This is a genomic window from Chelatococcus sp. HY11 (assembly GCF_018398335.1).
GTDB lineage: Bacteria > Pseudomonadota > Alphaproteobacteria > Rhizobiales > Beijerinckiaceae > Chelatococcus.
This window is the reverse complement of sequence record NZ_JAHBRX010000001.1, coordinates 747,140-773,231: the sequence shown is the minus strand read 5'-3', so window position 1 is coordinate 773,231 and position 26,092 is coordinate 747,140. Positions and strand designations below refer to the sequence as shown.

Genomic DNA, 26,092 nt, shown 5'->3' with positions numbered 1-26,092 from the left:
AGAGGGTATTCAGATGAGATCAAGCGCTCTCTTCTCGCGCTCGAATGCAAAAGAGCGCCGCCGAGGCGCAGCCGCCGATGGCGGCGGGGTGAATTGGCTCGCGCCGAACCGCCTCAGCGTTTCTTCGAGCGTAGCGACGCGGTCGGCCATCCCCTGGGCGACAGCCTCTTGAGCCGAAACCATTCGTCCCTGGCCAAAACCTTCGCGGACCCGCTTCACGGACGCGCCGCGATTTCGCGCGACAGCGGCAACGAATGCCTCATAGGACTCGTCGACGCGCGCTTGCATGGCCTCCAGGGCGGCGCCTTCGAGGGGGCTGAAGGGGTTGCCCTCTGTCTTGTAGCGACCAGCGCTCACGATCGTCTTGCGTACACCCATCTTTTCTAGGGCGGCCGAGATATCGTCATGGACGCCGAACACGCCGATCGACCCGACAGCGCCGCTCGGGGTGACAACGACCTCATCGGCCGCCGTGGCGATCCAATAGGCCGCACTTGCGGCCGTCGCATTCACATGAGCCACCACAGGCTTGATGCCACGGGCGCTGAAGATCTGAGCCGACAGCTCATCAGTGCCAGCTACAGCGCCGCCCGGAGAATCGACATCGAGAACGATGGCCTTAACGGTGTCATCCGCAACCAAGGCCTGAAACTGGCGGCTCAAGGCCTCATTGCTGGCGCCGCCGGAGATGTCCCCCATCAGGCTCATGCGGTTTGCAATGACCCCGCGGAGCGGCAGCACAGCGACCGAGCCCTCTCGTCTCGCAAGGTCGCGCTCCTGCGATTTCCCTATGCGGGCCTCGACCTCCTCGGCGGAGAATTTCTCGCCGGACGCCTGCGCCGCAAGGAAGGCGACGATTTCCTGCATCTTGATCCCGTCAATGGCCCAAACCTCGCCGGCGACGGCCATGATGATGTGTGCGTATTTCATGCCGCATCTCTCTCGCTGTCCGCCTCGGTGCCATGCGGAGCGCCGACAGCAGGCGCTAGCGGCGGTGGGTCAGGCGGGTTGATGGCGCGCTCGAGCGTCGTAAAATTGGACGGCACAAACCGGGTATCGCCATCCGGGCCAATCGGATCCATGTCCTCAAGGGCGCAGATCTGGTTCGGCGTGAGCCCCGCGACAGAGAACATCTCGCGGTAGAACGCCGCCCGCGCCGCCATGTCACCGCGCAGGATGGCATTCATGTTGAATTTCACGTAGTAGCCCGCGGCGCGCTCCTGCTCGGTGAAGAGCTTCCAATTAAGCTCCTGCTCCCAGGCGTCTGCCCAAGGGTCGATCGTCTGCCGGACGAAGCCGATCATGAGCTGCTCTATCCCCGAACCCCAGGACGTTGACTTTTCATGGCTCTGCAACAGGACGAGCGGGACATCGTAAATACGGGCGACTTCAGCGATCTGGAACTCGCGCGAGCCAAGAAACTGCGCATCCTCCGGGGGTATGGTGGTCTGAATAAACTTCATCCCCTCTTCGAGCACTTTGACACGATGCGCGTTGTCGAGCCCCCCTTGACGCTCCAGATCCGCGCCAGGGTCTGACCGCCTATCCGTCGAAAGCCCCATGTTGGCGCGCGCCTGCGCGCCGAGCTTGCCGGGATGCAGCAGAAACCCGCCAGATTTGGCGTCGTTGGCGAAGAACTTCGCACCGAACTCCTCCATCGCGAGGCCCATGCCGATGGCCTGACGCGCGATCGCCACCTGCGATAAGCCGACATAGCCATCATGGCTCTGGTCCATGATGTGGATGACATTCTCGTGGTCTATGTCGAAAGAACGCCCGCCGATGCTTGTGCGATAGAATAAGCGCCCATCCTCGCGGATCGGTCGCGTGCGATCCGGCATCAACGGCCACAGATTAACCGCCTGACCCGCGCCGTTGCGTTCGATTTCGATATAACCGTTCCCCCAAAGCAGCGCATGACCCTGCGTCGTCTTCCTCAGAGTGCGCGACGACATGAAATCATTGGGGCGGACACCGAGCCGCCCAGAAAGCGGGTGGTCCAACACTTCCTCGGCGCCGCCGGTTTTGCTGCGGCGCAGGATCTTCAGCGGAAATCGCGCAAGAGGATTCGAGATCCGATTCACGCACGCGTAAACCGAGGGCAGATTGCGCGCGGTCATCTCGGCGACGCTCACGCCCGACTTTGTCTTGCCGCCGCCGACAACGCGAAGAATCCAGTGCCCGTCGTCGGAAACACCTTGCGAGGCGCCGAATGCGGCGGCGGAGATGCGACCCCAAAAGCCCATCAGATCTCGATCTCCAGAATGCCGCGAGTCTCGTAGACGGACGTCGTGTCGACATCCCGCATCGCCAGCGCGAGCCCGGTAACGCCAGCGACAATGCCGTCGATTTTCTCGGAAGACTTGCCCTTGTCGGGCTTGAAGTTGCCGTTGCGGTCGATGTGGAGGACGACGTTTTCCATCATCCACCGCAGGACGGGATGTCCGCCGTGGTCCATGGTCTTGGCGTAGACCATCTTCTCGAATTCGACCGAGGCCTCACCGAGTGACGGGATACCCTGGCGCACCTCAACCATCGGCGCGCCCTCGTCGAGCAGTTCCTGAGCCAGCTTGGTCGCGCCCCAAGGGTCGTAACCGATGCCACGCACATCGAACCGCGACGCATCCTCCTGGATGGCCGCCTTGATGGCGTTCTGGTCGACCCAATCGCCCGGCGTCGTCAGCAGAGCGCCCTCGCGGTGCCAGAGGTCATATTTCACGCGGTCGCGGCGCACCCGCTCCTCGAGCGTGTCCTCCGGCACCCAGAAGCGGCAGAGGATATCCCACACCGAGCCGCCATCTTCGGGCGGGAACCACCAGAACAGGGCCGTGACGTCGCGAGTGCGCGATAAATCGAGGCCGCCGTAACAGGCGCGCCCGCGCATATTGTCTTCGCGCTGGCGCCAGCTATCCGGGCCGAGGCAGCACGCGTCCCAACGATGGATAGGGAACCACCGGGACTCGTTCGCGACCCACTGATTGAGGTGATAGCGCCGGAAGTTGGATTCGAGCCGCGGATTGTCGGCGGCCTTGGCGGCCTCATCGCGCAGATATTCCAGCTTCGGCGAAATCCCGAGATTGGGATTGGCGAGAGGCCACAGGCTTTCGTCAGACCAGTCCGCGTCGGCAGGAACGGCGAAGATGACGACGAGTGAGCGCGGGTCGTTCCGCCGCCCTTCCAGGATGGCGAGGCTTTCCTCCCAAAGGGTCCAGCCGTAGCCCCTCCCCTTGAAGCCGGCCGTCGACCCCAGCAGCTCGATCGGCTGATCGCGCGCAGCGATCGACTGATGCAGCGTGTTGTACAGGAGGTCGTCCCGCCATTCGTGCATCTCGTCGCCGACGATGACCGAGGCTGATAGCCCGTGTTTGCCCTCCGGGTTGCCGGACAGGACCTCGAATTTTGCCCAGAGCTGCGGGCAATAGATCGACTTCTTGAACTGCTGCACCCGCTTGGCGAAGGCGGGAGACAGGGCAATCATCCGCTTGGCCTTGTCGAAGACGAGCTTGGCCTGTTTCTCGTCGCGAGCCATGGCGTAGGCCTGTCCGCCCATCTCCCCATCGAGCAGCCAGAACAGCAGCGAGAGCGCCGCCATGAACTCGGTCTTGCCGTTCTTGCGGCCGACCCAGAGGAACATCCGCTGGAAGAGCCGGAAGCCGTCCGCCATCTTCCAGCCGACGAGCAGGCGCACAACGCAGGCCTGCCAAGGCGTGAGATGGAAGGGCTTGCCGGCCCACCGACCTTCGGTGTGCCGGAAGAAGGTTGGCCAGATCTCAATGACCCGCTCAGCGAGCGCGTGATCGTACCAGGCTCCCTCGACGGCCTTTGCCCGATCCCAGCCCAGGGCGGCAAAGGCAAGCTGCGGCTTCGTCCTCGCCGCGGCGAGCCAGTCCGGCTCCGGCGGCGGCGCGTGCATGTTCATCGTTCAGTTCGGCCGCGAGCCCGGCGGAGGCGCCGCATGGCGCCCCATAAAGCCGATAGGATCGGCGCCGCTCTCAGCTTCGTCCGCATCGATGGGCGCGGGCGCCTGGGCCGCAGCGTCCTTCGGAGTCGTGAACATGTCGGGGTTTTGATCGCGCGCAAGCGACTGGTCGCGCAGAACACGGTAGCGATTCGCGGGGGTTAAGCCGTAATCAGTCTCGATCGCCCGCATGTTGGCCTCGCAACGATCACGGTGCATGCCGGCCGGATTGCGGCGCGGCATCTCATCGCCATTCACGTTCCTGGCCTTGAGCCAGATGCCATCCTTGCTGAGCGACCGCGTCGCCGTGATCCATTCCGCCTGATAGACACACCAGCGCGCGAAGGTGTAGCGGTCGAGCTTGCCGAGCAAATTGTTGCGGCTCAGCTCCGGCGCCAGCTCGCTCCAAATCGCGACGGCATCCGCCAAGCCCTCATCGCGAAGGAACAGCGGCGGGTCGAACTCACCACCAGCGCGGCGAGCCGCCGCCAGATCCGACGCCTTCTGCTCCGGAGTACGCTTTCGCGTCCGTCGTTTTCCAGGCGAGCCCTTGGCTGCCTGGTGCGCCGCGCTGTCAGGTTTGCGTCCACGTGCCATCGTCACACGGGCCGAAACCGACCCCTCCAAAAAAAGATTTCAGCGAATATCGCGGGGAAAAACGCGTCACTCCCCCACCGGTCCCGGCCCCCAGGCCCTCGACTTTACCGCCCCCCCCCCCTGGATGGCGGCGACGCTGGCCGCGGGAGGCGCGACCCAGGGCCGTCGCGCCCTGGTATTGAGTTACGCGGAGCTCGGCGCTCGTGGTACGTTGTCGCGCTTTTCGATGGAGACGATCATGGCCAAGAAGCCAACAAACGAAGTCACCGGTAAGAAGGCGGGCACGGCGGCCTCCAAGGTACTGCGCGACCCTAAAGCGAGCCCTGCCGCAAAGACCGCAGCAGCGTCCGCGTTGACGCAAAGGCCGTCGAAGAAGAAGTAGCTATCACCCAGCCCCTCGCCGCTCCTCCCGCTGGATGTCGCGGTCGTGGTGCGGCTTGCAGGTGGACTCGTGGTTGGCGGGGTCGATGAACAGCGACCAGTCGCCATGATGGGGCTTGCGGTGGTTGACGACGGTGGCGGGCTCCAGCCGGCCTTCGGCGAGGCAGCGCTCGCAGAGAGGCTGGCGATTAAACTGCGCCTCGCGCGCGGCCTGCCATGCGGGCCGCTTGTACCACGCGCGCCAGGGCTTGGCCTCGCGTCGCTTGGCATCATGCTCACGGTCGCGCTGCTGCTTGCCCTTGTATTGCGACGGCCGGAAGAGCGGGGGACGCGTCGGCATTACATGGCGCCCTCCCATCGACACGCAAAAAAGCCCGGCAGCGCGAGGCTCCGGGCGGCGGTCTAACCAATGCATCCGCAGGACGGGTGATGCAATTGTGCAACACCAGCCCTGCAATGGCAATGTTCATACCACCTCGATCGCCCGCACGTCAATCACCGCACGGGACTTGCGGCCGAAGATCGACAGCAGGATCGAGACGCGCTGCCCCTCTGGCGCTGCCAGCACCTTAGCAGGAAAGGTCGCGAACGGCCCGTCAAGCACGCGGATATCCTGGCCCTTCTTGATGCTGACGGTCTTGTGATTGACCGTCCGATCCATCAGCCCAAGCGTCTCTGCGGCCTTGAGATCAGCCACGATCTTGTTGGGGACAACCGCCGGCTTCCCGTTCACCGACAGCAGTGATTCCACGCCATCGACCGAGAGGATGTCATAGATCGACTGCCTTGACCGATCGATGCCCAGGAAGATGTAGCGGGCGAACAGCGGAAACGAGGCGATGTGCTTTCGCCCCGCATGTGTCTTCCAGCGCGTGAGGATCGGCAGGTAGACGTCAAACCCTTTCGCGATCAGCCCTGTCTTGGCGCGATGCTCGCATTTGATGTTGGTCCGCACCACCATCCACGCGAAGCCGCCAGCCTTGGCCGCCGCCTGGATGGCGCCCGAGGCGTCACCGCCTGCCGTCATGGCCATGCACCTTTCCTCGGATGACTTCCCGGCGGTGGGTGACAGCATCGACGACCTTAATCTCAATGGGGATGAGCGAAGCGCGATCGCGTCGGAGGAGGTCGTCATTCCGTTTGGCGAGGTCAACAAGGTCAAGCTCCTCTTCCGCGTTGGGGGTGCGCATGTGGCTCTGCACGAAATCAAACAGGGCATAGCCCCAGCCCTCTTGCCAGGCGCGCTGGCCAAGGGCGCCGCGGGCGATGCGGATGGCGAAGCCCTCCTTCTCCCGCTCCATGTCGGTGTCGGCCTTGCGCCGTTCGCGTGGCACCTCGGCCTCGCAGGCCTTCACGCATTCGCCGATGGAGGGAAAGCGCCGGGATGAGCGCGACCGGATGATGGATTTGGCGCCAGCCCGCAAGGCCTGCTCGTCGAAGGCCCGGAGGGACGAAATCAGCTCGTTGAAGAACCCATCCTCGTCCGAGCCCGGCGGGTCGTCGAAGCACTTCACCAGCGCCGCGACGAAGACGAGCTTCACCGTCTCATCCGAGGAGGCCGGCTGATATCCGCTCATTGCACACCTCCGACGGGCTCAAGGCTGATGCCCGCATCCCGCAGCTTGGCCGGGTCGATGCCGGCGAACAGCTTTGCCCGGTCCACCTTTCCCGTCCGCCGGAAGGTGGCGGCGGCGGCAATGGGCACAGGTTCGCCCATCCGGTCGGAAGCGGCCAGACGGCGGGCGAAGGCGGCCTGCACGTCGTCGGTGAACAGCCCCCAGGCCCTGATGCTGGCCCGCGTTCGCCGTGCGCAGCGGGCCTTCACCGTGGGCAGAACGTCGAGCCGGAAGTCAGCCCCGCCCTGCAGCCAGCCGTTGACGGTGCCGAGATGCGCCAGCGCTGGCGAGGTCGTGTCGAGCGCGTCCCCGCCAGCCTCCATCAGGGCATCCAGCATCTGGCCATGGTCGAGGCCCCTGCCTTCCTGATCTGGTTTGTCAGTCCGATCCTCGGAGGCGGGCGGCGGCTCGCGGCCCTGAGCCGCCACGCGGGGAGGCAGAGCACAACCGCCGCCGGTTTTCTCTTCCTCTTCCTTCTCCCTCTTCCCTCCTCCATCCTCCATCTGCGGAGACTTTCCCTGACCAGTATCGGACTGGTCGCGTACCGGTCGCGGACTGGCGGCGTCGATGCCCACGTAAGCCGACAGCTCGGCGGGAAGCGCTCCCGAACTATTCGCCTTCTGGGGGCGCTGGAACTTGCGGAAATTGCGGATGGCCCCGAACTTTCGCCCGTCGACCTCAAACCGCCTGATGAAGGAGAGGTCTTCAAGCTCGTCGAGCAGGCCGGCGACATCGACCCCGTCTACGGGGAAGATGCGCGCCTTCAGGGTCAGCGCCTTCCACTCAAAAACCCCGTCATCCCAGGCTTCGGTCCAAAGCCCGATCAGGAGCAGCCGCGCATGCGCCGTAGCGGCCATGAAGGACTCGTCCGTAAAGAGCCCCGGATGAATGCTGCGTATGCGCGCCATCACGCGCCCCCTTTCCTGTATGAAGGCACCTTGGACCAATCCGCCGCCCATAGCGCCGCCGCCCATTCCTCCGGTGTCGCCGTGCCCGGCAGGTCGAGCGATTCGGCGATCGGCTCCACGCGCCGCACGCCATGCATGGCCGTGGTATGGTCCCGCCCGCCGAAGCGGCGCGAGATGTCCGGCAGGGACAGTTGTGTGAAGGTGCGACAGAGCCAGAAGCCGATCTGCCGGGCGCGCACCACGGGGTTCACCCGGTGAGGGGAACAGATTTCCGCCTCGGATATGCCAGTCGCCTCGACAACTGCCGCCATGCACTGGCGGAAGCTCACGCGCGGGATGTCGCTATAGGCGTCGTCGTCGAGGGTTTCGGCCGTGAACAGCAGCTTCACGGCCGCGTCCGTCTCGGCGGCGAAGGAAAAGCCGCTGCGCGCCATGATGCGGGCGAAGCGCTGTCGCGCCGAATGGGCGGCGCCGGGGGAGAGTTGCAGGATGGCTTCCGCCTCCCCGGCGGGGACCTTGCCGATCGCCGTCAGGAGGTAGCAGGCAATCAGCCGCCCAAGTCCCGCCGGTCCGCTCTGGCGCAACAGGATCTCGGCCGGCGGCACATCGAGCTGCCTGACGACCGCCGCAAGGATCTCATCAACGATGTGCTGGCGCGCCGCATCAGCCTCGGGCGAGGCGATCTCCTGCGGAGGCCCGGCCGGCTCCAGGGGCTTGGCTGGCAAGGCTTTCAGGGCGATTCTCTTCGCAACTTCGGCCGGGGTTTTGGTGGGCGGTTTGGCCGGGGGCACTAGGGTCGAGCTTAAGACACGCTCCACGACAATGCCGCCGTCAGGCGTGCGCCGCGGCAGGTTCACATACTCCCCGGCGCGCAAATAGGGCGAGGTCATGCTGCCTCCTTGAGATTCATGTCAGTCATGGCTATCCGCTCGCCAATCCACCGCATCACGGGCACGGCCATGGAATTGCCGAGGGCCTTGTAGCGAGGGCCGTCAGCGGCGGGCTTTCCCCGAAAGGGGATGAGGGTCCAATCATCCTCAAAGCCCTGCAGGCGCTCGCACTCGCGGGGCGTTAGGCGGCGGACGGCGGATGCATCCTGAACGCCGACACCCCATCCATCCGTATCAAGCGGGCCCGTCATATCGCCATATTGGACCACGTCGGATTGGCGGGCATCGAAGGCGTGGGCGACAAAGGTCTCGCTCTCGAAATCCATACGGCCATAGGGGCCGCCGTGCGCATTGATGGCCGTCGCGACGTCGATGGGGCCTGCCGTGTTGTTCCCGCCGAATGCGACCAACTGCCCAGCCGCTGCCTCATCAGCACCTATCCGCCATCCGCCACTTGGCGAAGTGCCCGCGAGAGCGCCGACGGTAGCTCTCTCCCCCGCTTCTCGGCGCGGCGCAAGATCCCCGCGCAGGCTTTCGCGCTCAAAAAGAACCGCTGCGGCAGGTCGCCAGTCTCCAAGATATCCGACAACAAACACACGCCGGCGCCGCTGTGGAACTCCGAAGTACTGAGCGTCCAGCATTCGGTAGGCGAACCCATACCCGAGGTCTGAAAGTCCGGCCAGGAAGCAGTAGAAGGCGTGTAGCTCTTCCGAATGGTACTCGTCTTCAGTGTCCAGCTCTGCGCCGCTGCATCCCATATCCAGCGGTGGCGGCGGCGGACATGGATCGGGCGCGGCGTGGCTGAGGCTGGAAAGAACGCCGGGGACATTCTCCCAGACCAGCCAGCGGGGCCGTAGGCGGTCAGCAAGCCTAAGAAATTCGAGGGCCAGGTTGCCACGGTCGTCGCCCAGCCCGCCGCGCAATCCGGCGATGCTGAAGGACTGGCAGGGCGTGCCTCCGACAAGAAGGTCAATTGGTTCATAGTCACCCGCCTGAATGGTGGTGAAGTCCCCATGCAGCGGCACGTCGGGATAGTGATGCGCCAGCACGGCACGGGGGAATTTCTCGATCTCGGAAACGAACGCCGCGCGCCAGCCGAGCGGATGCCAGGCAACGGAAGCGGCCTCGATGCCGGAGCAGACGGAGCCGAAGTGGAAGGTCATTAAGTGGCCTCCCCGAAAATCCCCGGCTCAGGCCGCGCGCCCGCTTGAACCGCCCGCATCCGCTTTGCGTCGAGCGGTGACGCGCGCATCAGGGCAAGCCGACCCCTGGCGATTTCGGCATACTCTGGATTGAGCTCAATCAGCGTGCACTCAAGACCAAAGGCTTCCGCCACGACGGCTGTCGTGCCTGCCCCGCCAAAGGGATCGAGCACCCGCCCGTCAGGCGGGCAGCCTGCGCGCAAGCATCGCTCTACGAGCTCCGGGGGAAATGTGGCAAAATGCGCGCCGCGAAAAGGCTTCGTCGCGATCACCCACACATCGACCGGCGCGGGTTCGTAATTCCTGAGGTTGCGCCCCTCGCCGCGGGGTGTTTCGTCCAGGCGTGTATGGTTGATTTGCCCGGCATGCCGCGGCGTGAGCCCCCGGATCTTCTCTCTACCCTCTCGCTCCTCATTATCGGGCAGCACCTCGCCAAGGGTGTGGCGGCCATAGGTGTCCCTGCCGCGTACCTCCCGTGGCTTTCTCGCCGGGAGCGAGCGCGCGAAATTCGCCTTCTTGACCTTCCCCGACCCGTCATCGGCACATTCAGCGCGCGTTGTGCCGTATGTCGTCAGTGTCTTCGGCCTGAGGGCGAAACGCACCTCCTCGGCATCATAAAAGTATCGCGCGCTCTTGCTGAGCAGGAAAACCTTCTCGTGCGCCACTGCCGGCCGGTCCTTCGCTGAATCCGGCATGGCGTTTGGCTTCGCCCAAACGATCTCCGAGCGCACCCACCAACCATCCTCCTGCAACGCGATCGCCAATCTGTTTGGGATCATGCAGAGGTCCTTGGCCTTAATGGCCCCGCCGATCGTCGACATCGGTTTATCGCGGAAGGTGCGATCATCGCCGCCGGCGGCTTTCACATCCGCCGCGCTGCGCCCATTTGGCGTTGTCGCGTAACAGTCTCCATAGTTGAGCCAAAGGGTTCCGCTCGGCTTCAGCACGCGGCGAACCTCGCGGAAAAGATCCACCATGACGGCAAGATGCTCGCCGAGCGTCGCCTCGAGCCCGATCTGTCCCGCGACGCCATAATCACGCAGCCCCCAATAGGGCGGGCTCGTCACGACGCAATCGAAATAGTCGGCAGGCAACTCGCGCAGACGCGTTCGGACGTCACCGAGGAGGATCGTCACTCCTCCTTCGCGGGAATCGCGCTTGCTCATGTCGCCACCTGTAAGGAATCCTGAGCGCGACGGTTGTCGGCGCGTGGGGGGTGAGGATGAGACCCGGGGATGTGGTATGGCGAGAATACCGGAGGCCAATCGGTCTCGTCGTGGCGGTGCTCGTGGCGACGGCAATCGCGGCGGCATTTTTTGCCGCAGTGAATGACGGGCCGGCTTGCATTGCAGCGATTGAAAAAAAATGGGCCTATAGCTGCGCCGAATTCTGGTTCGAGCGGTACCAGACTCTGACGGCGGGCATCTTGGCTCTGATCACCGCGATTATTGCCGCGAACTTGCTGTGGAAGCAGAATTCCGAATCGGAGAAAATTAACGCGTTGCAGCGCTTTGAATTTCTGCGGCGAAGATTGCTGGAGATAGACCGAGCGCAATCGACATACGATGCCGTCGAATACCACCTCATGGGCCTCAATGTGGAGAGCGAAGACCCCTTTGTAATTGAGAATGCCACCGACGACGGCGAGGTTCCCGCAATAATTAAGCGACCTTATTTCCAAGAAATTGATGATGCCGCTCGCGTGGCGATCGGCTTTCTGAGTGACGATATTGCAGGGATCATCGGTGGAGCTCGCATTTATGAAAAAATGCAATCGCTTAGATCGGCCTGCGAGGAAATAAATAGCATTGATTATGAGACCAATCGAGCATGGAGCTTTGGAAGCGTTGAAAGGTTTACACAAGGTGCGCGCGACCGGCTGCACGCGGTTCGTCGGGCCGTTAGAATGATCGAGGTCGCGCTGCTCCAGCTGCAGATCACCATCGAGCGAGAACATATCGAAGCGTCTGGCCTCATGCAGGCCATGGAAGACCGCAGCTTGCGCTAGCCTCATCATTCCACCTCCATCTCAGCCTTGAGCGGCGCCAGCACGTCATAGAGATCGAGGATTTCCTTGCGGATCTTGGCGCGCATCTCGCGCGTCCACCCGCCCGCGGCCTGCGCCGTGGCGATGGCGGCGGAGACGTCGGCGCTTTCGCGGATCATCCGGGCGAGGATGTCGGCGGGCGCGAGCGGCGCCGCGCTGCCGGGCCTCGGCACCACGTCGCATGCGGCGAGGTCCGCGAGCGCGCGCGTCACGAAGAGTTCGCCGCAGTCGCGCTCCAGGTCGGCGATCACGTCGATGCCGGCGAACACGTCGGCGACATTGCGGTTGCCATAGTCGGAGAGCTTCTGCTGTCCGACGCGGGTGATGCTGGCGGCATTGATGCCGCCGCCGCAGGCGTCGACGAGATGGCGGGTGGCGACCTTCAGCGCCAGCCGCTCGCTCTCTGATGTCTTACGCGGCAATCGGGTCATGGAGCGGTCGCCTCGCTGGTTGAGGGGTAAGGCCAATTCAGTTACGCGCTGCGCCCCGGCCCGCTGGCCGCTAGGGTGCCGTCACGCTCAAGACAAAGGCGCCCCGCTGCATCCGGAGGGGAAAGACGGATGCAGCGGGGCAGTTTGCCCGCCAGGGAGGAAGTTGGCGGGGATGAGGAATTCGCCGCCGGCAAGGGCAACTCGGCCCCCGTCAAGGCGTGCCGCGAGCACTGTGAAATCGGGCGAGGTTGAGAAATCGAGTCCCACAAAGACGGGCATGCTCGCCGTGGCTTCCCCTATCCCGACAATCACAGCGGCGGGAGCCAAGCCCACCATGGCCAAGAATGAGCGGCGTTTCATGGTGAGGCCTCTGCGGTGGGGCGATGTGGGGCCTTGCCCGTAGCGGGGGATGAAGCGGGCCAGGGAATGTCTTCAGGCCAAGCGGCGCCAGGTGGCCAGATCTCCGCGAGATGCGCGATCAGGCCGCCGATTTTTCGGGAGCCCACGTCATGACCATCCCGCAGACGCGCAATGCGCTTCCCGTCGTTGAACAGGATCACCGACAGGCGCGCGTCGGAAATCGGACGGGCGGCCCGGAAATTATCGACGAGGCGAAGGACATGCTCGACAGTCATCATGGCGCTTATATGCGGGAAATAAACCGCATATGTCAACGGGCAATTGACCGCTCTGCAATCCCGCGCCATGCGGGTAAAAGCCTGCATATGAGCAGCGACATCCGCGAGCGCCTTCAGCAGCGCCTTGACGAGCTGGGCCTTTCAATGCGCGCCGCCTCCCTGAAGGCGGGCATGAGCGCCGACGCAATCCGCGACATATTCCGCAAGGACTCCTCGTCACCCTCCCTGCGCACCATGGAACGCATCGCGATCGCCTTGGAGACGACTGCCGAATGGCTTGCGTTTGGAATTGGTAACCCAGCCCCGTCAGGCGCCACGGCGGCTCCCCTTGCCTCAAATCGCCTGCGCCAGATTGTTGTTGCCGGCCCTGTTCAGGCCGGCTGGTTTCGCGAGGTTGACGAGTTCACTCAGGATGAGCCCGAAACACTATACGACGAGCCGGACCCTGAATTTCCGCAGGCGCGCCTTGTAGCCTTTGCGGTCCACGGGGACTCGATGAACGCTGCCGCCCCGCCCATCCCTGATGGAAGCCGGGTCATCTGCGTAGACTTCGACGACACAGGGCTGGCGATATCGGATGGAATGATCGTCGTCGTAGAGAGGACGAAGGAAGACGGGAGCCTGCGCGAGTGGTCGGTCAAGGAAGTTGAATTTCACGATGACCGGATCGAGTACCACCCGCGATCGACCAACCCGAAGCATCGCCCGATAGTCGTTTCGCACGACCCTGAAGCCGATGACGGCACCGTGAGAATTCTGGCCCTGGTGCGGCGCGTCTCCCTGCCGGTGCCGCGCACGCGAATCACCACTCGTTAAAAAATTCTTATCATGTCAACTGCGCCCATTGACTCACCTGATCGTCGCTGAGACACTGAGAACATATCAGGAACATATGAGGTCGCCATGGGCGAGCATCCGGTATTGGTCGCGCGTTTCAGCCTTCATACCCGTTGTCACAACTGCCGGCGGCTTATGGTCATGAGCGTCGATGTACCAGACGAGGAGGACGCGCCGACGACCGTGGATGATCTGGTCGAAAGCGCGCTAATTCTACGGCTTCCCTTCAGCTGCTCGGGATGCCAGCACAACATTGGCACACTGGTTGCGGTCAAAAAGCTGCCGCTGCCGGCGCAGGAGGCTTGCTATGCCTGACATAGAAGCTGATTGGGCGGAAACGGTCGCCATTCGCACGCTGGGCTACATCGGCCAGGACGAGCGCAAAATCCGACGCTTCTTGCTCGCGACAGGGCTGCGCGGCGACACCATCCGCAATGCTGCGACCTCAACCGGATTTCTTCGAGGTGTGCTGAGCGCGGCCTTGGAGGACGACATGCTGACCGAGGGCATGTTCGCCAATACCGGCATACCCCGACGACAGGTCACGGAAGCCTTTGACGTGCTTGCCAAGCGCGCCCAGCGCGAGCAGGACGAGCGCGCTGCGGACGTGCGCCTGCGGCGCAGAGCGGGCATGATCTGACAATTTACGGGAAATATCCCGCATAACTGTTGACGCGGGAAATAAACCGCAATACGTTGCCTCCATTCCCACATAGGAGGCAACCTTGCCCGCCCAAGCCAACCATCAGCTTGCAATCGAGGCAGACGCAGCCGCAGTCGCCAAGAAATTCACCGTCATCGACAAGATGGCGGATGCCATGCGCGAGATCGATGCGGCGCGCGGCTGCTGCACGATCGATGACTTGAAGCTTCGCGGCTTCAGCGCCACGCAGATCGAGCTTTACGCCGACGATGCCCGCGCCATCGCGCTGACCCGCTCCCACCGCCGCACCTCCCGCGTGGCCCTGTCCTATGAGGCCTCCGGCATCGGCCAGCCCGTGCATCCGCGCGGCGCCATGGTGAGGGATACGTGATGCGCGCGCCTCCCCCTCCAAAGCTGAGTAAGGCCGAGGCCGATGCGCTGAAATGGCTTCGCGAGCACAACGGCGATGGTCTATTCGATGGCAACGGCGTTGTGCTCGCCGCCGGAGAAACGGCCCCGCATACCCGTAGTACGTGGAACGCGCTCGCACGGGTTGGCCTAGTAGAGTTTTACGGCAAGCGCCCTGACGGAACCGGGAGAGGCCGCATCCGTCTTTGCTCGGAGGCGCGGCCATGACCGTCACCTCCACCGACATCTGCGCGGGGCTGATGAAGGCCTATGCGCCGCCGTCCCATCGTGTCTTCTTCGAGGTTTCCAACGATACCGGCGCGCAGGCCCGCCGCCACATCGACGCCGTCGCGGTCGGGATATGGCCCTCCACGGGCTACGAGATCACCGGCATCGAGATCAAGGTTTCGCGCGGCGACTGGCTGCGCGAGCTGAAGGAGCCGGCCAAGGCGCAGGCGCTCATGCGTTTCTGCACCCGCTGGTGCCTTGCCTGCCCGGATGGGCTGGTGAAGCCGGATGAGCTGCCGGCGACATGGGGCATGCTCACCCTGAAGGACGGCACGATTAAGACCAAGGTCAAGCCCCCGAAGCTGGACCCGGAACCCTTGACGCCCGGCTTCATGATGGCCGTGCTGCGCAACGCCAATTCTGTCGATATGGGGTTGGTGGACCGTCTCGTCGCCGCGCGCGACGCGGAACGGCGGAAGTCGTTCGACGAATCCGTTGAGCGCGAGGCGCGCTACAAAAGCACGCAGACGTCATCGAGAACGGAAGCGGCAATCGCCATCGCCGAGAAGCTCGAGCGCATCACGGGCCAGGATATCCAAAACTGGACCTTCGACGCCGAGGCGCTCGCTGCCGCCTACATGCTGGTCAAGCGCGGCGGGTTTCACTCGGTGCATGGTTACGGCGCCAATGATTTGCCGGGCGTTATTCAGGCGCTCGCGTCAGCGCAGGCAACGCTCAAGGAAATCTACGAGGCTCCGCCCCTCGTCGAGGCGCGCCAGGCCATCGCCGACGCAGCACCGCGGAGGGCAAGCGCATGACGCCCCGCCCCGCTCCCGAGATGACTGGATGGCTTCGGCCCCGTTCAAGACGGTCAATAAATGTCTACCAACGGGCAGAGGCGAACGCGGGCCGAGAAAAAGGATTTCGCGTGACAGCCGGAGAGACGGCACCCAATCCACCGAGCCCCCCTAAGCGTGATATAAGCACGAGCGGCGAGGCATACCTGGGCGTAGGTCCGCAGGCCGAAACGCCCCATGCCGGCACCGGTAGCAGGACGCCTGCGGGCCGAGGGGGGCGCATCAGGGTCATCCGGGACATGAGCCGGAAGGGGCGTGCGAGCCGCCCCGCTTCTCTCGCGCTGGACACCCTCGGCTTTGCGCTCATGATGGCTGCCTTCTTCGGCTGGTACATCGTGCTGTGTCCGCCCGCCAGCGCCGCGGCAGCCAATGTCGGCGATGCCGGCGCGCTCGCCGTCGCAGCCTCCATCCTCGCCACACTGTTCGGCATCGCGGTCACCTTGTGTGGCTCGCTCTTCCTGGCGATTGCGGCGACGCGCGCCTTCTACCGCAGCCGCACCACCTATGACGAGCACGGCCTGCCGCGCCGCCAGGATCTCCACCGGGAACCCCGCCGGGAGCATCACCCATGAACCGCCCCTCCCCAACGATGCTGCAAACCTATTCCGGCCGTTACGTCGATCTGCTGGAGCCGGACATCAAGACGCTCGATTTCGAGGATGCCGCGATCCACCTCGCGGCAACCAACCGCTTCAACGGCGCCACCCGCTTTGATGGCGCGGCCTGCCTCTATTCCGTCGCCCAGCACATCATCATCGGTACGGAAGAATTCCTGCGCATGCAGAAGCTCGCCGAAGCGCGCGCCTTCCTGCTCCACGATGTGCACGAATACCTGATCGGCGACGACACCCGGCCGAAGCGCATGGCCCTGATCAGCGCCATCGCGCGGGAGATCGCGCCGGACAGCCCGGATGCCTATCGGGCCGTGCGCCGCGCCGAGGCGGCGTTTCGCAGCCGGATCGATGCCGCCATCCATGTGCTGGCTGGTGTGCCGTGGCCCCTTACCCCGCCTGTCGCGCTCGCGGTCGACGCGATGGATTGCCGCCTGCTTCACACCGAGAAGCGCGACCTGATGATCGATGTCGGCCCGTGGGGCGACGACGTCGAGGAGGCCTCGCCCCTCGATCAGCGCATCGTGCCATGGCCATCGCCCATCGCCCGCGCCCGCCTCGCCCAACTGTTCCGCTGCCTCCTGCCGGCGCTTGCCGACCCCGCTAAAACGGAGAAATCCCAATGGTGACCGACGTTGCCGATTCCGGTGTTGCCGGCGAAGAACTCAAGCAATTCATCGAGCGTATTGAGCGCCTGGAAGAGGAAAAGGCAGGCATCGGCGGCGACATCAAGGAAGTCTACGGCGAGTTGAAGGGCCGCGGCTTCAGCCCCAAGGCCGTCCGCCGCATCGTTTCCATCCGCAAGAAGCCTCGCGACGAGCGGATCGAGGAAGACGCAATCGTTGACCTCTACAAGAACGCGCTGGGGATGGAATGATGCATATTGAGGATGCCTATAAATGCCTCCAGCATGGCGATGCCCCCCGCGCGCTCAGCCTGATGACGGAGGCGCGCAAGGCCGAATGGGGCTGGACAGACGCCAACACCATGACCCTGGCGCGCCAGATCGTCGAGGAAACCGAAAGCCTCCTTCAGGCGGGCGACACCGACGCGGCGCAAGTGCGGCTGCGCAGCTATGTCAACCCGAAGTGGCGCAAGCGCGCCGACTGCGCCGCCGCCTATGTCCGGGCCATGGAAGCCTGCGGCAAGGCCGTGCCGCCGCGCAATTCCCCTTCCCGCATGGGAGCCCGCCCGTGAGCATCACCGTCGAGCGCGATCACCTCTTGCCGGCCATCGAGGCGGCCTCGCGCATCACACCCACGAAGTCAGCCATACCGATTGTCTCGCATCTCCTGCTGGCGGCCGGCAATGGCGAGGGCGCCCATGCCATGGGCAGCAACCTTGATTGCGAGGTGCGGGCGGATATCACCCGCGCCGAGTGGGAGGAAAATTTCGCCGTCGCCTTGCCGGCGAAACAGCTGGTGGACCTGGTGCGCGGCATGCCCGCCGGCAGCGTCATCCGCCTCACCCCCCAGGGCGCAGACGTCACGGTCCAATGCGGGCGCTCGCGCTACAAGATGCCGTCGTTGCTGGCGGAGGACTTCCCGCGCCTCACCGCGCCGGATGGCGCCACGCGCCTCATCATCGCCGGCGCCGAGCTGGCGGAGGCCATGGCGGCGGTGGCCCATGCCCAGGCCGACGACAAGGACTGGCAGAACGCCGGCACGCGGCTGTCTCTCAGCGGTGGCGATCTGCGCGTCGAGGCTTACTCCCGCAAGATATACACCCGCCGCACCGCGCCGCTGGTGGAGGAGGCCGCAGGCAGTGCCTGCGCGATCGTGCCGCGCGAGGTTGCCCCCAGCCTCATCAAGATTGCCGCCGACAGCGCCAGCATCACGCTGCACCTCGCGGCCAATCTTATTCGCGTGGAGGGCAACGGCGTCACCCTCACCACGAAGGTGGTGGAGGCGCAATGGCCGGACTTTGATGGGCAGTTTCCGCGTGAGCCCTGGCATGTCATCACCGTGGAGCGCGCGGCGCTCGCGGCGGCGCTCGATCGCCTCTCCGGCGTGCTTGTTGCCAAGGAAGCGAGCAGCCGCACGGCCTCGATCGACTTCAGCGCGAGCGAGATGCTGTCCCTGTCCGTGCGCGATTCCATCGGCGGCGATGGGGCGGAGGAGGTCGCGGCATCGGTGGCGATCGACAGCGAGCGCGAGGGCGCGCAGGCCTTCAAGGTCTACCCCAGGCAGGCGCTCGATCTCCTGAAGGCCACCAAGGCCAACAGCGTCGCCATCGCGATCTTCGGCCCCGGCATCCCCTGGCGACTGACGCCGGCCGGCGCCGCGCCGGATGACCTGTCCGAAATCGCATTCACATCGCACATTGCTTGAGGGGTGATATGGCGGACTCACGCAAGATAGGCGGAGGCTTCGCTGAAGCCGTCGTTGCGGCCTTCCAGGCGCATTTGGACAACCACTACCCCAGCGGCATAACCGGCGAGGAAGCAGCCGCCGCCATTTGCGGCACGCTCGATGCGGCGGCGCTCGTGGCGGTGACCGCCGGGGCCGCGCACAAGCCTGATCGCGACTCGATGGCGAGCCTGCGAAGGTTGTGCATCAACCGCTTTCAACGCGCATTCGACAATGCGACAGCCGAATCTCCGCTGCTTGATGCGCGTACGAGGGCTGAATTGTTGATGGAGGCGACATCGGAGCAGGCCAATGCAGAGCGCCATTGACCACCTCGAATCCGTCCGCGCCCGCCGGATCGAGGCCTTCGCCACGGCGGCCCGGCGCAAGAAGGCGGGCGTCGCCGCCGCCCGCGCCGCCATGAAACAGGCCACCGTCGCCGCCCTGAAAGCTGAATGCACCCCGCCGCCGAAGCGCAGGGCCAGGGCGATCGAGGTTGAGGCGCCGGCCGTCTCGTTGTTTGGAGGGTGAGCGATGACGCAGAACGTACTCGTGGCAGCTATCGCCCGTTTTGATGCCGCGGCCATGGAATGGGGATGGCAGAGCGATCAAGGCTCAACAACATCCGGGATAGGCGCCTCAAAACAGGAATACGAGGATAGCAAGGCGGATCTTCTGAGGCTGGCGAACGAAGCGCCGCGCGTGCTCGAACCCGTCTATAAAGCCGTCGAGCGGATTCTTGATGAGAACAGCGCATGGATAGCCCGACCGAACGACGAGGTAACCCGGCGCATCGCGCTCGCGGCAACGATCGCCGCGCATACCCTCGTTGCGGCCGAGCGCGCCGAATCGGCGACGGATATCGAGGCAATCAGCGCTGATTCCGTCAAAAGCGCATCAGAAGATGGGCGAGGCTTCTGGCGTTCATGCAGCGGGTGCCATGAGCTTAATGATGGGTGTCCGACCGGCCGCTACAGCAAGGCGCTTTCATGCCATCTGGGTCTTGGTTGCCATGAGTGCGGCGGTATCGGCGCTATATGGGACACCACCGATTACAGCGACTTTGGGCGCTATCTTAGTCAGGAATGCAAACCCGATGTGGAGGCGGCACCCTTCGCGAGCTTGGTTTCATTGCGCGCCGCGAACGTAGCTCGCGATGCTGAGTGGGCGCCGGACGTTAAGCCAGACCTCGCATTTCGCGGCAATGAGCTTGCGGGCGAAACCGGGGAGGCCTGCAACGTCATCAAAAAGCTGGAGCGCGAGCGGCATGGATGGGTTGGCTCTCGCGCCACACTTTTGGATCTCGCTGACGAGCTGGCAGATGTTGTGATCTGCGCCGATCTCGCGGCCATGACAGCGGGAATAGACCTATCCGGCGCCGTCGTGCGCAAGTTCAACGCCACATCCGAGAAGAACGGCTTGGCGACGCGGATGCCAGCCCTCAGCGAGCCGGAGGGGATTTGATGCGCGGCTTCTACATTCCCTACGGCGAGAACGACAAGCACGCCGAGGCGCTAAAGGCTGGTTTGGCACGCCTTCCCTCAAATTTCACGGCCGAACTGTGCGGATGGTGCGAGGGCAGAGGGCGATATTCCCAAACCTACAACGCCGGTTGCGGCATGGGATACTTCAGCGCGATGGGGGGCTGCGAGCGCTGCAAGGGCGCAGGGCTGATACAGGGCGACAAGCCTGCGTCGGCATCGGTTATTCATCAGGTGCTTAACGCTGGAGACCGCGATGGCTAGTCGCGCGACCCCAGCTCCCTCGCCTGTCCGCTTCACGGTCCAGCCCCGTTGCGTACCGAGGAAGAAAGCCGCCCGGCGCCTGCACCTATCCCTTGCGGAATTCGCCAGTGTGGAGCCGCGCCTGCGCGCCCGCGGCTTCCCCACGCCCGACCCAGACACGGGACATTACGACCTCAAGGCGATCGATCTATGGATGGACAGACAGATCAATTTGACCGAACCGAGCCGCATGCACGATGCTCGCGAGTGCGCGTTCAACCTCATAGACAAGCTGTGACATGGGCGAGGATTCGATCCGCTACCTGATCTTCATGCGCAATCGCTGGCGGTATAAGCCGACAGCAGCCATGAAAGCCCACGGCTTCAACTTTCTCACCTTCGGCCCCGGCATCATCATTGATGGCAAGCCTTATCCATCGGCTGAGGATAAGGCCAAGGCCATCAGGCTCAATGAGGATTGGGACCGTATCAGGCGGCAGGTCGAGGCGCCTGCGGCTCCAAAATACCCCCTGGGCAGCGTCGGCGATGGATACGAGCGCGCCATGCGGCTGCGCGCCGCCGAGCGCACCAACAAGGGTAAAGCCTGGACAACAGAGCATAAGAGCCGGGACGACTGGCCGAGGGCCTGGCGCTGGTTGGAAGTGTTCGCCACCCTTGACCCGCGCACCATCCAGCCTGAGCATTTCATGAGCGCCGACCCGAAGACGGGTCAGCTGCGCGGCCTTATCCCCAAGATCGAATCACGCGTGTCCGCGACCGAGCGCCACCGCACGGTCAAGGTGTGGCGGGCGCTCTGGAAGCGGATGGCCGCGATGGGATATTGCGAGAAGGACATGGACCCCTCCCATGCCTTCGCGAACTCCGCCGCCGACCCGCGACAGGATCTCTGGACGGAGGGAGAGGTTGCCCGCCTTTGTAAGGCGGCGTGGCGGCAAGACTTCAAGGGAATGGCGGCGCTCATGGCAACGGCCTGGGATAGCCAGCTCTCCCCGGTCGACGCGCGGAAGCTCACGGCAGGCCAGCGCTTCAGCGACGATCACGGCGACGTGTTCTTCGTCAGCAGGGCCAAGACAGGGCGCGCCGCCGCCGGCACGTTGGGCAGGCGCGCGACGGCCATTCTTAATGCCTATGTCGCTGGGCTCGGCTTCGAGCTTCACGAGACGTCGCCCATCTTTCGCACGCGGGGCTTCGACCCGGGCGCCAAGGGCGGGAAACCGCACCCGCCTTCCCCTTATACAAAGGACCGACTGGGAAGAGATTTCCGAATCATCCGCACCCTGGTCTTCGGCGAAGGTGATAAGCGGCAACTTGCCGATATGCGAAGGTCGGGAACCGTCGAGGCATTTTCAGGAGGCGCGAGCGACCATGCGGTTTCAACCAAAATGGCCAACACGCTCGCGGCGTCGTCGCGCCTTCAGAAGACGTACAACCCGGTCAACTTGGCGACCGTGCGGGATGTGGATGCGGCAAGGCGCGAGGGCCGGGCGAAGCTTCGGGAGAACAAAACCCGACAGAAAGTGTAACGGCGCCGGTCGCAAAAGTGTAACGCGCCAAAGCCCGTTTTTCCTAAGTCTTTGATATTAAATGGAAAACGGTGGCGGGAGTGACGGGGCTCGAACCCGCGACCTCCGGCGTGACAGGCCGGCGCTCTAACCAACTGAGCTACACCCCCGTGGCAAGCCAGCAGCTCGCTGCGGTGTGAAGGGGTGATTAATGGGGCCCCTGCCCGCTGTCAAGCGGCCCTGTGGATATCTTATTCCAAATCGCAACGGGTGCGATCGAACGGTTCATTAGCCGCTTTGGATTTGGCCGAAAAAAGGCAGCTTGATCGAGCCGCAAAAAGATTATCTGACGGCCGCCCCCGTCATTGCTGCAACGCTTCCCGTGAACCGCTGGGGCCTCTTGGCTCCGTTCGCGGCAAGTCTGAGGCAAAATCCATGCATTCGACCAACCGTCGAATCGTCGCCGAACTCCCAATCTTTGCCATCGCTCTTTGGACAACGAGCAGCAAACGATGCAAGCCTAAGTAGCCACATGACACTTCGCCGTACTTAAAATTGCACAGGCTAGGAAGCCTTCCTGAACGTATGCGTCGTCAGAGGCTTTTCGCCACAACAGTCCCCAGATGCGACGAAGTCGAGCAAACGTAATCATGACGGGAACCTCACCTACTTCAACGCGTTTACCCCTCGACGTCGCCGAGCGCCGCGATCAACGCTGAGGAGAGGCGTATGCCAAAAGAGAAATCATCGACCCGAGGCTTTGCCTCTATGGACGAGGCGAAACAGCGCGCAATTGCGTCGAAAGGCGGACAAAGCGTGCCAAACGAGAAGCGCAGCTTCTCCCAAAATCGCGAGCTTGCTGCCAAGGCGGGCCGCAAGGGAGGACGTAGCGTTCCTGATGAGAAGCGCAGCTTCTCGCAGAATCCCGATCTTGCCGCACAAGCGGGACGCAAGGGCGGCCAAGCCTCGCACAGCACCCGCTAGCCCCGGTGAGAGCTGTTTTTCCGGCTGATATGCCGGGCATGCATTCGTCCTTTGGAAGCCACCCTTCCAGAGGACCTTTTCGGCAAAGGCAAGGTTAAAGACTTGAAGGGAGAAACGGATGCGTCAGCAACCAGCCTCTGGCTCCGACCGAAAGGGGCCGGCGCGCAAGGAAACGGCCCGTGCCATCGAAGACAAACTCGACCAGAGCCTTGAGGACAGTTTCCCGGCGAGCGACCCGCCGAGTATGACGCGGGCACCAGCCGATAAATCTTCCACTAAATATCCGCCACCAACCGGTGCAGACCGTAAGACGCCCGCGCAAACCCCGCCGAAGCGGCACTGAGTACCTACACGTCGGGATTTGATTGTGTCTTGAATACATCACTCGCTACAGATGCATTCTGAAGGCCGATTTTCCTAATCGTGCCATTCCCTCGCCGCTTTTTGCCCTTCTTTTGGCACTTAACGATAGCTCATAAGCAGTTCTGTGAGGGTCGGGATTGCTTATCTGGGGTCAGCAGCACGAGATCTTAGCTGCTGGTCTTCTTTTAGCTGGGCGGACAGCCTGCCCCATGCGCTTACGGTACAAATGGAGTTGATCATGAAAGGCGCCACTTTTCTCGCAGCAGTCGCGGCATCCGCGGTTATAGCGAGCGCTGGGCTTGCAACTGGGGCCCTCGCTGCGGATCTGCCCTCTCGCACGGTGGCCCCGGTGGCCCCCATCGCGCCCATCGTTCCGATATTCACCTGGACCGGCTTCTATGTCGGTGTGAACGCCGGTTACGGCTGGAACACGAACAATAACAACAACAACGTTGTCTATGTCCCGGGCAGCGGCTACGTCGGCACGGGCAGCAGCGGCAGCGACGGCGGCTTCGTCGGTGGTGGCCAGATCGGCTATAACTACCAGTTCGGTCAGTTCGTTGCGGGTGTCGAAGCCGACATCCAGTACGCCGATATGAAGTCGAACAACAATGGTGGCTTCTACGGTGGCACCGCGGGCTATATCGGCTCGCAAAGCAACGGCGTCGATTGGTTCGGCACCGTGCGCGCCCGTCTTGGCTTCGCTGTCGATCGTGCCTTGATTTACGCGACCGGTGGTTTCGCCTATGGCGGTGGTGACAGCAACGGCTATTATTACAATGGCCTGTACTACAAGAACGGTGACGATACTCGCACCGGCTGGACGGTCGGTGGTGGTGTGGAATACGCCTTCACCGACAACATCACTGCCCGCATCGAGGGTCTTTATGTGAACCTCGGCAAGAGCGGCAACAACGCTTTCGTGTACGACGCCGCCGCCTTCGGTGGCAGCAACCGCAAGGACACGGAGTTCGGTGTGGTTCGCGCTGGTCTGAACTACAAGTTCTCGAGCTTCTGATCGCGTTACCGTCCGGGCGGAGCCTTCATAGGTTATTCGCCCGGACAAACGGTCCAGAGAAAGCGGAGCGGTGCTTGCACCCTCCGCTTTTTTTTCAGGAAAGATCAGGCCTGTTACAAACCGGTATCGACCGGACATCGGCGAAGAACCAAGGCTTGGATGTTTCTATGTAAATCCATCCAAATCGGATCAGCCCCCCCCCCGACGGAGCGCTCCTCAGCCGATCAGTTCTCGCCGAGCAAGCCTTCCACATAGGCGGGCAGGCCGATCCGGCGCTGGCGCTTCAGGCGTTCAGCGGTTAAAATGGCGACAAGCTGCTTGAAGGCCTGATTGAGATCGTCGTTGATCAGGACATAGTCGTAGGCCTCCCAACGCGCGATTTCCGTGCGGGCGTTTTCCAGACGCTTGGCGATCACGTCAGCCGCATCCTCGGCGCGACGGTCCAGGCGACTGCGCAGCTCGGCGAAGGACGGTGGCAGAATGAACACCGTCACCACATCGTCGCGCATTTTCTCGACGATCTGCTGGGTGCCCTGCCAATCGATGTCGAACACCATGTCATGCCCCTCGGAAAGGGCCTTTTCGACCGGCTGCCGTGGTGTTCCGTAGAAATTGCCATGGACTTCGGCCCATTCGAGCAAGTCGCCCCGATCGCGCCGGAATATGAACTGGTCCTTCTCGATGAAGTGATAGTGCACGTCGCCCACCTCGGACGGACGCCGCGCGCGGGTCGTCACGGAGATCGACAGTTGTAATTCAAGCTCTTTCTGCTCGATCAGAGTGCGGGTCAGCGTCGTCTTGCCGGCACCGGAGGGCGACGACAGAATGAGCATCAAACCGCGGCGGGAAATATCAGCGGAAGCCATCAGCCTACTCGACGTTCTGGGACTGTTCACGGAACTGATCGATTGTCGCCTTGAGATCAAGCCCAATCGTGGTGAGCGACACGTCATTGGCCTTGGCGCACAAGGTATTGGCCTCGCGTCCAAACTCCTGGGCGAGAAAATCGAGCTTGCGCCCGCAGGCGCCTCCTTCGGCGAGAAGGCCACGGGCTGCCACGACATGGGCCGCCAGACGATCCAACTCCTCCCGAATATCCGCCTTGGCCGCGAGCAATGCGGCTTCCTGGTGCAGACGCGAGGCGTCCAGAGCTTGGGTCGCCTCGAGCAAAAGCGCGACCTGCTCTGCGAGACGAGCACGGACAGCTTCCGGCTGCCGGGCCGGATTGGCCTCCGCGGCCGCAGTTGCAGCGCTGATCCGATCAAGCTGCTCGCTCAGAACCGTAGCAAGCGCGACGCCTTCCCTTGCCCGGGCAGCCACGAGGCCGGCAACGGCCCGGCCGAGGCCCGCCTTGAGATCAGCAGCCAGCGCTTCCTGCACATCGGGCGCATCATCCTCGACGCTCGCCTCGACGACGCCTCGAATGGCGAGAAGCCCGTCAAGCGAGGCCGGGCGGATGCCGTCGGGCAGGTCCACGCGGCTGATGGCCGCGAGCACGGCAGCAAGCGCCTCTTCATTGATGCGGATAGTCGGATCGGCCTCAACCTTGCTGACGACAAGGCCGACATGACAGGTGCCGCGTGTCACTGCCTTGGCCAGCGCCAGCCGCGCCTCCTCACCGAACGCTTCATAGCCCACGGGCGTCTTGAGGCGCATGTCGAGTCCGCGCCCATTGACGCTGCGGATTTCCCAGGCCCAGCGGAATGGCCCGCTAACGCCGGTCTCACGGGAAAACCCGGTCATGCTCGCAATTGTCATCGAACGATCCGCCTTCCTTCAACCCATCTATCGCAGCCTGCGAAAGGCGGCACCTTATCCCATCAGCAGAGGATGTGTAGAAGGTTGCGGAAAATACGCCGCGTTGACAACAGGATAGACCA

34 protein-coding genes and 1 tRNA gene are annotated in these 26,092 nt (G+C 63.4%); 20 read left to right on the top strand and 15 right to left on the bottom strand.

Annotated elements, in window-relative coordinates; translation table 11 throughout:
• Positions 1–9 precede the first annotated feature (9 nt).
• The 4 genes from KIO74_RS03825 to KIO74_RS03810 are packed head-to-tail and all read right to left on the bottom strand — an operon-like array spanning position 10 to position 4,555.
• Positions 10–930 (bottom strand): S49 family peptidase, encoded by a 921-nt coding sequence (locus tag KIO74_RS03825; protein ID WP_213330675.1) that lies wholly within the window; start codon positions 928–930, stop codon positions 10–12.
• The gene (locus KIO74_RS03820) at positions 927–2,246 is read right to left on the bottom strand and encodes a phage portal protein (protein WP_213330672.1); all 1,320 of its coding nucleotides are present in this window, start codon (positions 2,244–2,246) and stop codon (positions 927–929) included. The genes KIO74_RS03825 and KIO74_RS03820 overlap by 4 nt, the downstream gene beginning before the upstream one ends.
• The gene (locus KIO74_RS03815) at positions 2,246–3,919 is read right to left on the bottom strand and encodes a terminase large subunit (RefSeq protein WP_249730845.1); all 1,674 of its coding nucleotides are present in this window, start codon (positions 3,917–3,919) and stop codon (positions 2,246–2,248) included. The genes KIO74_RS03820 and KIO74_RS03815 overlap by 1 nt, the downstream gene beginning before the upstream one ends.
• 3 nt (positions 3,920–3,922) lie before the next feature.
• Complete coding sequence (locus KIO74_RS03810) at positions 3,923–4,555, bottom strand: phage terminase small subunit P27 family (protein ID WP_213330670.1); 633 nt, start codon at positions 4,553–4,555, stop codon at positions 3,923–3,925.
• A gap of 238 nt (positions 4,556–4,793) precedes the next feature.
• Here KIO74_RS03810 and KIO74_RS03805 point away from each other — a divergent pair, with 238 nt between their 5' ends.
• Complete coding sequence (locus tag KIO74_RS03805) at positions 4,794–4,937, top strand: hypothetical protein (protein ID WP_213330668.1); 144 nt, start codon at positions 4,794–4,796, stop codon at positions 4,935–4,937.
• A gap of 3 nt (positions 4,938–4,940) precedes the next feature.
• Here KIO74_RS03805 and KIO74_RS03800 read toward each other — a convergent pair whose 3' ends face one another.
• From KIO74_RS03800 to KIO74_RS03770, 7 genes are all read right to left on the bottom strand, one after another.
• Positions 4,941–5,276, bottom strand: coding sequence for an HNH endonuclease (locus tag KIO74_RS03800; protein ID WP_213330666.1), 336 nt, complete (start codon positions 5,274–5,276; stop codon positions 4,941–4,943).
• A gap of 126 nt (positions 5,277–5,402) precedes the next feature.
• Positions 5,403–5,969 carry a transcription termination/antitermination protein NusG gene (nusG, locus tag KIO74_RS03795; RefSeq protein ID WP_213330664.1) on the bottom strand — a complete coding sequence of 189 codons (567 nt, stop codon included), beginning with the start codon at positions 5,967–5,969 and terminating at the stop codon, positions 5,403–5,405.
• The gene (locus KIO74_RS03790; protein ID WP_213330662.1) at positions 5,947–6,513 is read right to left on the bottom strand and encodes a hypothetical protein; all 567 of its coding nucleotides are present in this window, start codon (positions 6,511–6,513) and stop codon (positions 5,947–5,949) included. The genes nusG and KIO74_RS03790 overlap by 23 nt, the downstream gene beginning before the upstream one ends.
• Positions 6,510–7,460, bottom strand: coding sequence for a hypothetical protein (locus KIO74_RS03785; protein ID WP_213330660.1), 951 nt, complete (start codon positions 7,458–7,460; stop codon positions 6,510–6,512). Before KIO74_RS03785 ends, KIO74_RS03790 begins: the two co-directional genes overlap by 4 nt.
• Complete coding sequence (locus KIO74_RS03780; RefSeq protein WP_213330659.1) at positions 7,460–8,350, bottom strand: helix-turn-helix domain-containing protein; 891 nt, start codon at positions 8,348–8,350, stop codon at positions 7,460–7,462. The genes KIO74_RS03785 and KIO74_RS03780 overlap by 1 nt, the downstream gene beginning before the upstream one ends.
• A complete protein-coding gene (locus KIO74_RS03775; RefSeq protein WP_213330657.1) occupies positions 8,347–9,513 on the bottom strand; it encodes a DNA cytosine methyltransferase in 1,167 nt (388 codons plus the stop codon). The genes KIO74_RS03780 and KIO74_RS03775 overlap by 4 nt, the downstream gene beginning before the upstream one ends.
• Complete coding sequence (locus tag KIO74_RS03770; protein WP_213330655.1) at positions 9,513–10,718, bottom strand: DNA-methyltransferase; 1,206 nt, start codon at positions 10,716–10,718, stop codon at positions 9,513–9,515. Before KIO74_RS03770 ends, KIO74_RS03775 begins: the two co-directional genes overlap by 1 nt.
• Before the next feature lie 122 nt (positions 10,719–10,840).
• Between KIO74_RS03770 and KIO74_RS03765 the strand changes: the two genes are divergently transcribed.
• Positions 10,841–11,560 (top strand): hypothetical protein, encoded by a 720-nt coding sequence (locus KIO74_RS03765; RefSeq protein WP_213330653.1) that lies wholly within the window; start codon positions 10,841–10,843, stop codon positions 11,558–11,560.
• Between the two features lie 5 nt (positions 11,561–11,565).
• On the opposite strand, the gene KIO74_RS03760 is transcribed toward KIO74_RS03765, so the two are convergent.
• Complete coding sequence (locus KIO74_RS03760; protein ID WP_213330651.1) at positions 11,566–12,030, bottom strand: hypothetical protein; 465 nt, start codon at positions 12,028–12,030, stop codon at positions 11,566–11,568.
• A 509-nt stretch (positions 12,031–12,539) separates the two neighbouring features.
• Here KIO74_RS03760 and KIO74_RS03755 point away from each other — a divergent pair.
• The 16 genes from KIO74_RS03755 (at position 12,540) to KIO74_RS03680 (ending at position 21,868) form a co-directional block, all read left to right on the top strand.
• Positions 12,540–13,484 carry a LexA family transcriptional regulator gene (locus tag KIO74_RS03755; RefSeq protein WP_213330649.1) on the top strand — a complete coding sequence of 315 codons (945 nt, stop codon included), beginning with the start codon at positions 12,540–12,542 and terminating at the stop codon, positions 13,482–13,484.
• An 87-nt stretch (positions 13,485–13,571) separates the two neighbouring features.
• Positions 13,572–13,820 (top strand): hypothetical protein, encoded by a 249-nt coding sequence (locus tag KIO74_RS03750; protein WP_213330647.1) that lies wholly within the window; start codon positions 13,572–13,574, stop codon positions 13,818–13,820.
• The gene (locus KIO74_RS03745; protein WP_213330645.1) at positions 13,813–14,145 is read left to right on the top strand and encodes a DUF3572 family protein; all 333 of its coding nucleotides are present in this window, start codon (positions 13,813–13,815) and stop codon (positions 14,143–14,145) included. The genes KIO74_RS03750 and KIO74_RS03745 overlap by 8 nt, the downstream gene beginning before the upstream one ends.
• Before the next feature lie 85 nt (positions 14,146–14,230).
• Entirely contained in the window at positions 14,231–14,539 is a 309-nt protein-coding gene (locus KIO74_RS03740) for a hypothetical protein (RefSeq protein ID WP_213330643.1), read from the top strand.
• Between the two features lie 241 nt (positions 14,540–14,780).
• Entirely contained in the window at positions 14,781–15,602 is an 822-nt protein-coding gene (locus KIO74_RS03735) for a hypothetical protein (protein WP_213330641.1), read from the top strand.
• Between the two features lie 278 nt (positions 15,603–15,880).
• On the top strand, positions 15,881–16,213 hold the full coding sequence (locus KIO74_RS03730; RefSeq protein WP_213330639.1) for a hypothetical protein: 333 nt from the start codon (positions 15,881–15,883) through the stop codon (positions 16,211–16,213).
• Complete coding sequence (locus tag KIO74_RS03725) at positions 16,210–16,881, top strand: hypothetical protein (protein WP_213330637.1); 672 nt, start codon at positions 16,210–16,212, stop codon at positions 16,879–16,881. Before KIO74_RS03730 ends, KIO74_RS03725 begins: the two co-directional genes overlap by 4 nt.
• Positions 16,875–17,129: a DUF2312 domain-containing protein gene (locus tag KIO74_RS03720; RefSeq protein ID WP_213330635.1), complete on the top strand. Its 255-nt coding sequence runs from the start codon at positions 16,875–16,877 to the stop codon at positions 17,127–17,129. Before KIO74_RS03725 ends, KIO74_RS03720 begins: the two co-directional genes overlap by 7 nt.
• Complete coding sequence (locus KIO74_RS03715; protein ID WP_213330633.1) at positions 17,126–17,449, top strand: hypothetical protein; 324 nt, start codon at positions 17,126–17,128, stop codon at positions 17,447–17,449. The genes KIO74_RS03720 and KIO74_RS03715 overlap by 4 nt, the downstream gene beginning before the upstream one ends.
• Positions 17,446–18,582 carry a DNA polymerase III subunit beta family protein gene (locus KIO74_RS03710; protein WP_213330631.1) on the top strand — a complete coding sequence of 379 codons (1,137 nt, stop codon included), beginning with the start codon at positions 17,446–17,448 and terminating at the stop codon, positions 18,580–18,582. Before KIO74_RS03715 ends, KIO74_RS03710 begins: the two co-directional genes overlap by 4 nt.
• A gap of 8 nt (positions 18,583–18,590) precedes the next feature.
• A complete protein-coding gene (locus tag KIO74_RS03705) occupies positions 18,591–18,929 on the top strand; it encodes a hypothetical protein (protein WP_213330629.1) in 339 nt (112 codons plus the stop codon).
• A complete protein-coding gene (locus KIO74_RS03700; RefSeq protein WP_213330627.1) occupies positions 18,913–19,131 on the top strand; it encodes a hypothetical protein in 219 nt (72 codons plus the stop codon). Before KIO74_RS03705 ends, KIO74_RS03700 begins: the two co-directional genes overlap by 17 nt.
• Before the next feature lie 171 nt (positions 19,132–19,302).
• Positions 19,303–20,064, top strand: a complete 762-nt coding sequence (locus KIO74_RS31580) for a MazG-like family protein (RefSeq protein ID WP_249730844.1) — start codon at positions 19,303–19,305, stop codon at positions 20,062–20,064.
• Positions 20,064–20,345 carry a hypothetical protein gene (locus KIO74_RS03690; protein WP_249730843.1) on the top strand — a complete coding sequence of 94 codons (282 nt, stop codon included), beginning with the start codon at positions 20,064–20,066 and terminating at the stop codon, positions 20,343–20,345. Before KIO74_RS31580 ends, KIO74_RS03690 begins: the two co-directional genes overlap by 1 nt.
• Positions 20,338–20,622: a hypothetical protein gene (locus tag KIO74_RS03685; RefSeq protein ID WP_213330623.1), complete on the top strand. Its 285-nt coding sequence runs from the start codon at positions 20,338–20,340 to the stop codon at positions 20,620–20,622. Before KIO74_RS03690 ends, KIO74_RS03685 begins: the two co-directional genes overlap by 8 nt.
• Position 20,623: 1 nt before the next feature.
• On the top strand, positions 20,624–21,868 hold the full coding sequence (locus tag KIO74_RS03680) for a hypothetical protein (protein ID WP_213330621.1): 1,245 nt from the start codon (positions 20,624–20,626) through the stop codon (positions 21,866–21,868).
• A 72-nt stretch (positions 21,869–21,940) separates the two neighbouring features.
• On the opposite strand, the gene KIO74_RS03675 is transcribed toward KIO74_RS03680, so the two are convergent.
• Positions 21,941–22,017 (bottom strand) — tRNA-Asp (locus KIO74_RS03675).
• 559 nt (positions 22,018–22,576) lie between these two features.
• Here KIO74_RS03675 and KIO74_RS03670 point away from each other — a divergent pair.
• Together KIO74_RS03670 and KIO74_RS03665 are read left to right on the top strand one after the other, a co-directional pair.
• On the top strand, positions 22,577–22,831 hold the full coding sequence (locus tag KIO74_RS03670) for a con-10 family general stress protein (protein WP_110375364.1): 255 nt from the start codon (positions 22,577–22,579) through the stop codon (positions 22,829–22,831).
• Positions 22,832–23,432: 601 nt separating this feature from the next.
• The gene (locus KIO74_RS03665) at positions 23,433–24,212 is read left to right on the top strand and encodes an outer membrane protein (protein ID WP_249730842.1); all 780 of its coding nucleotides are present in this window, start codon (positions 23,433–23,435) and stop codon (positions 24,210–24,212) included.
• A gap of 224 nt (positions 24,213–24,436) precedes the next feature.
• Here the strand turns inward: KIO74_RS03665 and gmk are convergent, their stop codons facing one another.
• Both gmk and KIO74_RS03655 read right to left on the bottom strand, forming a co-directional pair.
• The gene (gene gmk / locus KIO74_RS03660; RefSeq protein ID WP_213330617.1) at positions 24,437–25,078 is read right to left on the bottom strand and encodes a guanylate kinase; all 642 of its coding nucleotides are present in this window, start codon (positions 25,076–25,078) and stop codon (positions 24,437–24,439) included.
• Between the two features lie 4 nt (positions 25,079–25,082).
• Positions 25,083–25,970 carry a YicC/YloC family endoribonuclease gene (locus KIO74_RS03655; RefSeq protein WP_213330616.1) on the bottom strand — a complete coding sequence of 296 codons (888 nt, stop codon included), beginning with the start codon at positions 25,968–25,970 and terminating at the stop codon, positions 25,083–25,085.
• Positions 25,971–26,092: the final 122 nt, after the last annotated feature.

Excerpts from the sequence above, each read along its gene's own strand:
- KIO74_RS03725 (WP_213330637.1), top strand. The coding sequence starts at position 16,210 with ATGAACCGCCCCTCCCCAACGATGCTGCAAACCTATTCCGGCCGTTAC.
- KIO74_RS03735 (WP_213330641.1), top strand. The coding sequence starts at position 14,781 with ATGACCGTCACCTCCACCGACATCTGCGCGGGGCTGATGAAGGCCTAT.
- KIO74_RS03670 (WP_110375364.1), top strand. The coding sequence starts at position 22,577 with ATGCCAAAAGAGAAATCATCGACCCGAGGCTTTGCCTCTATGGACGAG.
- gmk (WP_213330617.1), bottom strand. The coding sequence starts at position 25,078 with ATGGCTTCCGCTGATATTTCCCGCCGCGGTTTGATGCTCATTCTGTCG.
- KIO74_RS03715 (WP_213330633.1), top strand. The coding sequence starts at position 17,126 with ATGATGCATATTGAGGATGCCTATAAATGCCTCCAGCATGGCGATGCC.
- KIO74_RS03745 (WP_213330645.1), top strand. The coding sequence starts at position 13,813 with ATGCCTGACATAGAAGCTGATTGGGCGGAAACGGTCGCCATTCGCACG.
- KIO74_RS03800 (WP_213330666.1), bottom strand. The coding sequence starts at position 5,276 with ATGCCGACGCGTCCCCCGCTCTTCCGGCCGTCGCAATACAAGGGCAAG.
- KIO74_RS03780 (WP_213330659.1), bottom strand. The coding sequence starts at position 8,350 with ATGACCTCGCCCTATTTGCGCGCCGGGGAGTATGTGAACCTGCCGCGG.
- KIO74_RS03810 (WP_213330670.1), bottom strand. The coding sequence starts at position 4,555 with ATGGCACGTGGACGCAAACCTGACAGCGCGGCGCACCAGGCAGCCAAG.
- KIO74_RS03680 (WP_213330621.1), top strand. The coding sequence starts at position 20,624 with ATGGGCGAGGATTCGATCCGCTACCTGATCTTCATGCGCAATCGCTGG.
- KIO74_RS03750 (WP_213330647.1), top strand. The coding sequence starts at position 13,572 with ATGGGCGAGCATCCGGTATTGGTCGCGCGTTTCAGCCTTCATACCCGT.
- KIO74_RS03815 (WP_249730845.1), bottom strand. The coding sequence starts at position 3,919 with ATGAACATGCACGCGCCGCCGCCGGAGCCGGACTGGCTCGCCGCGGCG.
- KIO74_RS03730 (WP_213330639.1), top strand. The coding sequence starts at position 15,881 with ATGAGCCGGAAGGGGCGTGCGAGCCGCCCCGCTTCTCTCGCGCTGGAC.
- KIO74_RS03755 (WP_213330649.1), top strand. The coding sequence starts at position 12,540 with ATGACCATCCCGCAGACGCGCAATGCGCTTCCCGTCGTTGAACAGGAT.
- KIO74_RS03760 (WP_213330651.1), bottom strand. The coding sequence starts at position 12,030 with ATGACCCGATTGCCGCGTAAGACATCAGAGAGCGAGCGGCTGGCGCTG.
- KIO74_RS03655 (WP_213330616.1), bottom strand. The coding sequence starts at position 25,970 with ATGACAATTGCGAGCATGACCGGGTTTTCCCGTGAGACCGGCGTTAGC.
- KIO74_RS03720 (WP_213330635.1), top strand. The coding sequence starts at position 16,875 with ATGGTGACCGACGTTGCCGATTCCGGTGTTGCCGGCGAAGAACTCAAG.
- KIO74_RS03705 (WP_213330629.1), top strand. The coding sequence starts at position 18,591 with ATGGCGGACTCACGCAAGATAGGCGGAGGCTTCGCTGAAGCCGTCGTT.
- KIO74_RS03825 (WP_213330675.1), bottom strand. The coding sequence starts at position 930 with ATGAAATACGCACACATCATCATGGCCGTCGCCGGCGAGGTTTGGGCC.
- KIO74_RS03790 (WP_213330662.1), bottom strand. The coding sequence starts at position 6,513 with ATGAGCGGATATCAGCCGGCCTCCTCGGATGAGACGGTGAAGCTCGTC.
- KIO74_RS03805 (WP_213330668.1), top strand. The coding sequence starts at position 4,794 with ATGGCCAAGAAGCCAACAAACGAAGTCACCGGTAAGAAGGCGGGCACG.
- KIO74_RS03685 (WP_213330623.1), top strand. The coding sequence starts at position 20,338 with ATGGCTAGTCGCGCGACCCCAGCTCCCTCGCCTGTCCGCTTCACGGTC.
- KIO74_RS03700 (WP_213330627.1), top strand. The coding sequence starts at position 18,913 with ATGCAGAGCGCCATTGACCACCTCGAATCCGTCCGCGCCCGCCGGATC.
- KIO74_RS03820 (WP_213330672.1), bottom strand. The coding sequence starts at position 2,246 with ATGGGCTTTTGGGGTCGCATCTCCGCCGCCGCATTCGGCGCCTCGCAA.
- KIO74_RS03785 (WP_213330660.1), bottom strand. The coding sequence starts at position 7,460 with ATGGCGCGCATACGCAGCATTCATCCGGGGCTCTTTACGGACGAGTCC.
- KIO74_RS03690 (WP_249730843.1), top strand. The coding sequence starts at position 20,064 with ATGCGCGGCTTCTACATTCCCTACGGCGAGAACGACAAGCACGCCGAG.
- KIO74_RS03770 (WP_213330655.1), bottom strand. The coding sequence starts at position 10,718 with ATGAGCAAGCGCGATTCCCGCGAAGGAGGAGTGACGATCCTCCTCGGT.
- KIO74_RS03665 (WP_249730842.1), top strand. The coding sequence starts at position 23,433 with ATGAAAGGCGCCACTTTTCTCGCAGCAGTCGCGGCATCCGCGGTTATA.
- nusG (WP_213330664.1), bottom strand. The coding sequence starts at position 5,969 with ATGGCCATGACGGCAGGCGGTGACGCCTCGGGCGCCATCCAGGCGGCG.
- KIO74_RS03775 (WP_213330657.1), bottom strand. The coding sequence starts at position 9,513 with ATGACCTTCCACTTCGGCTCCGTCTGCTCCGGCATCGAGGCCGCTTCC.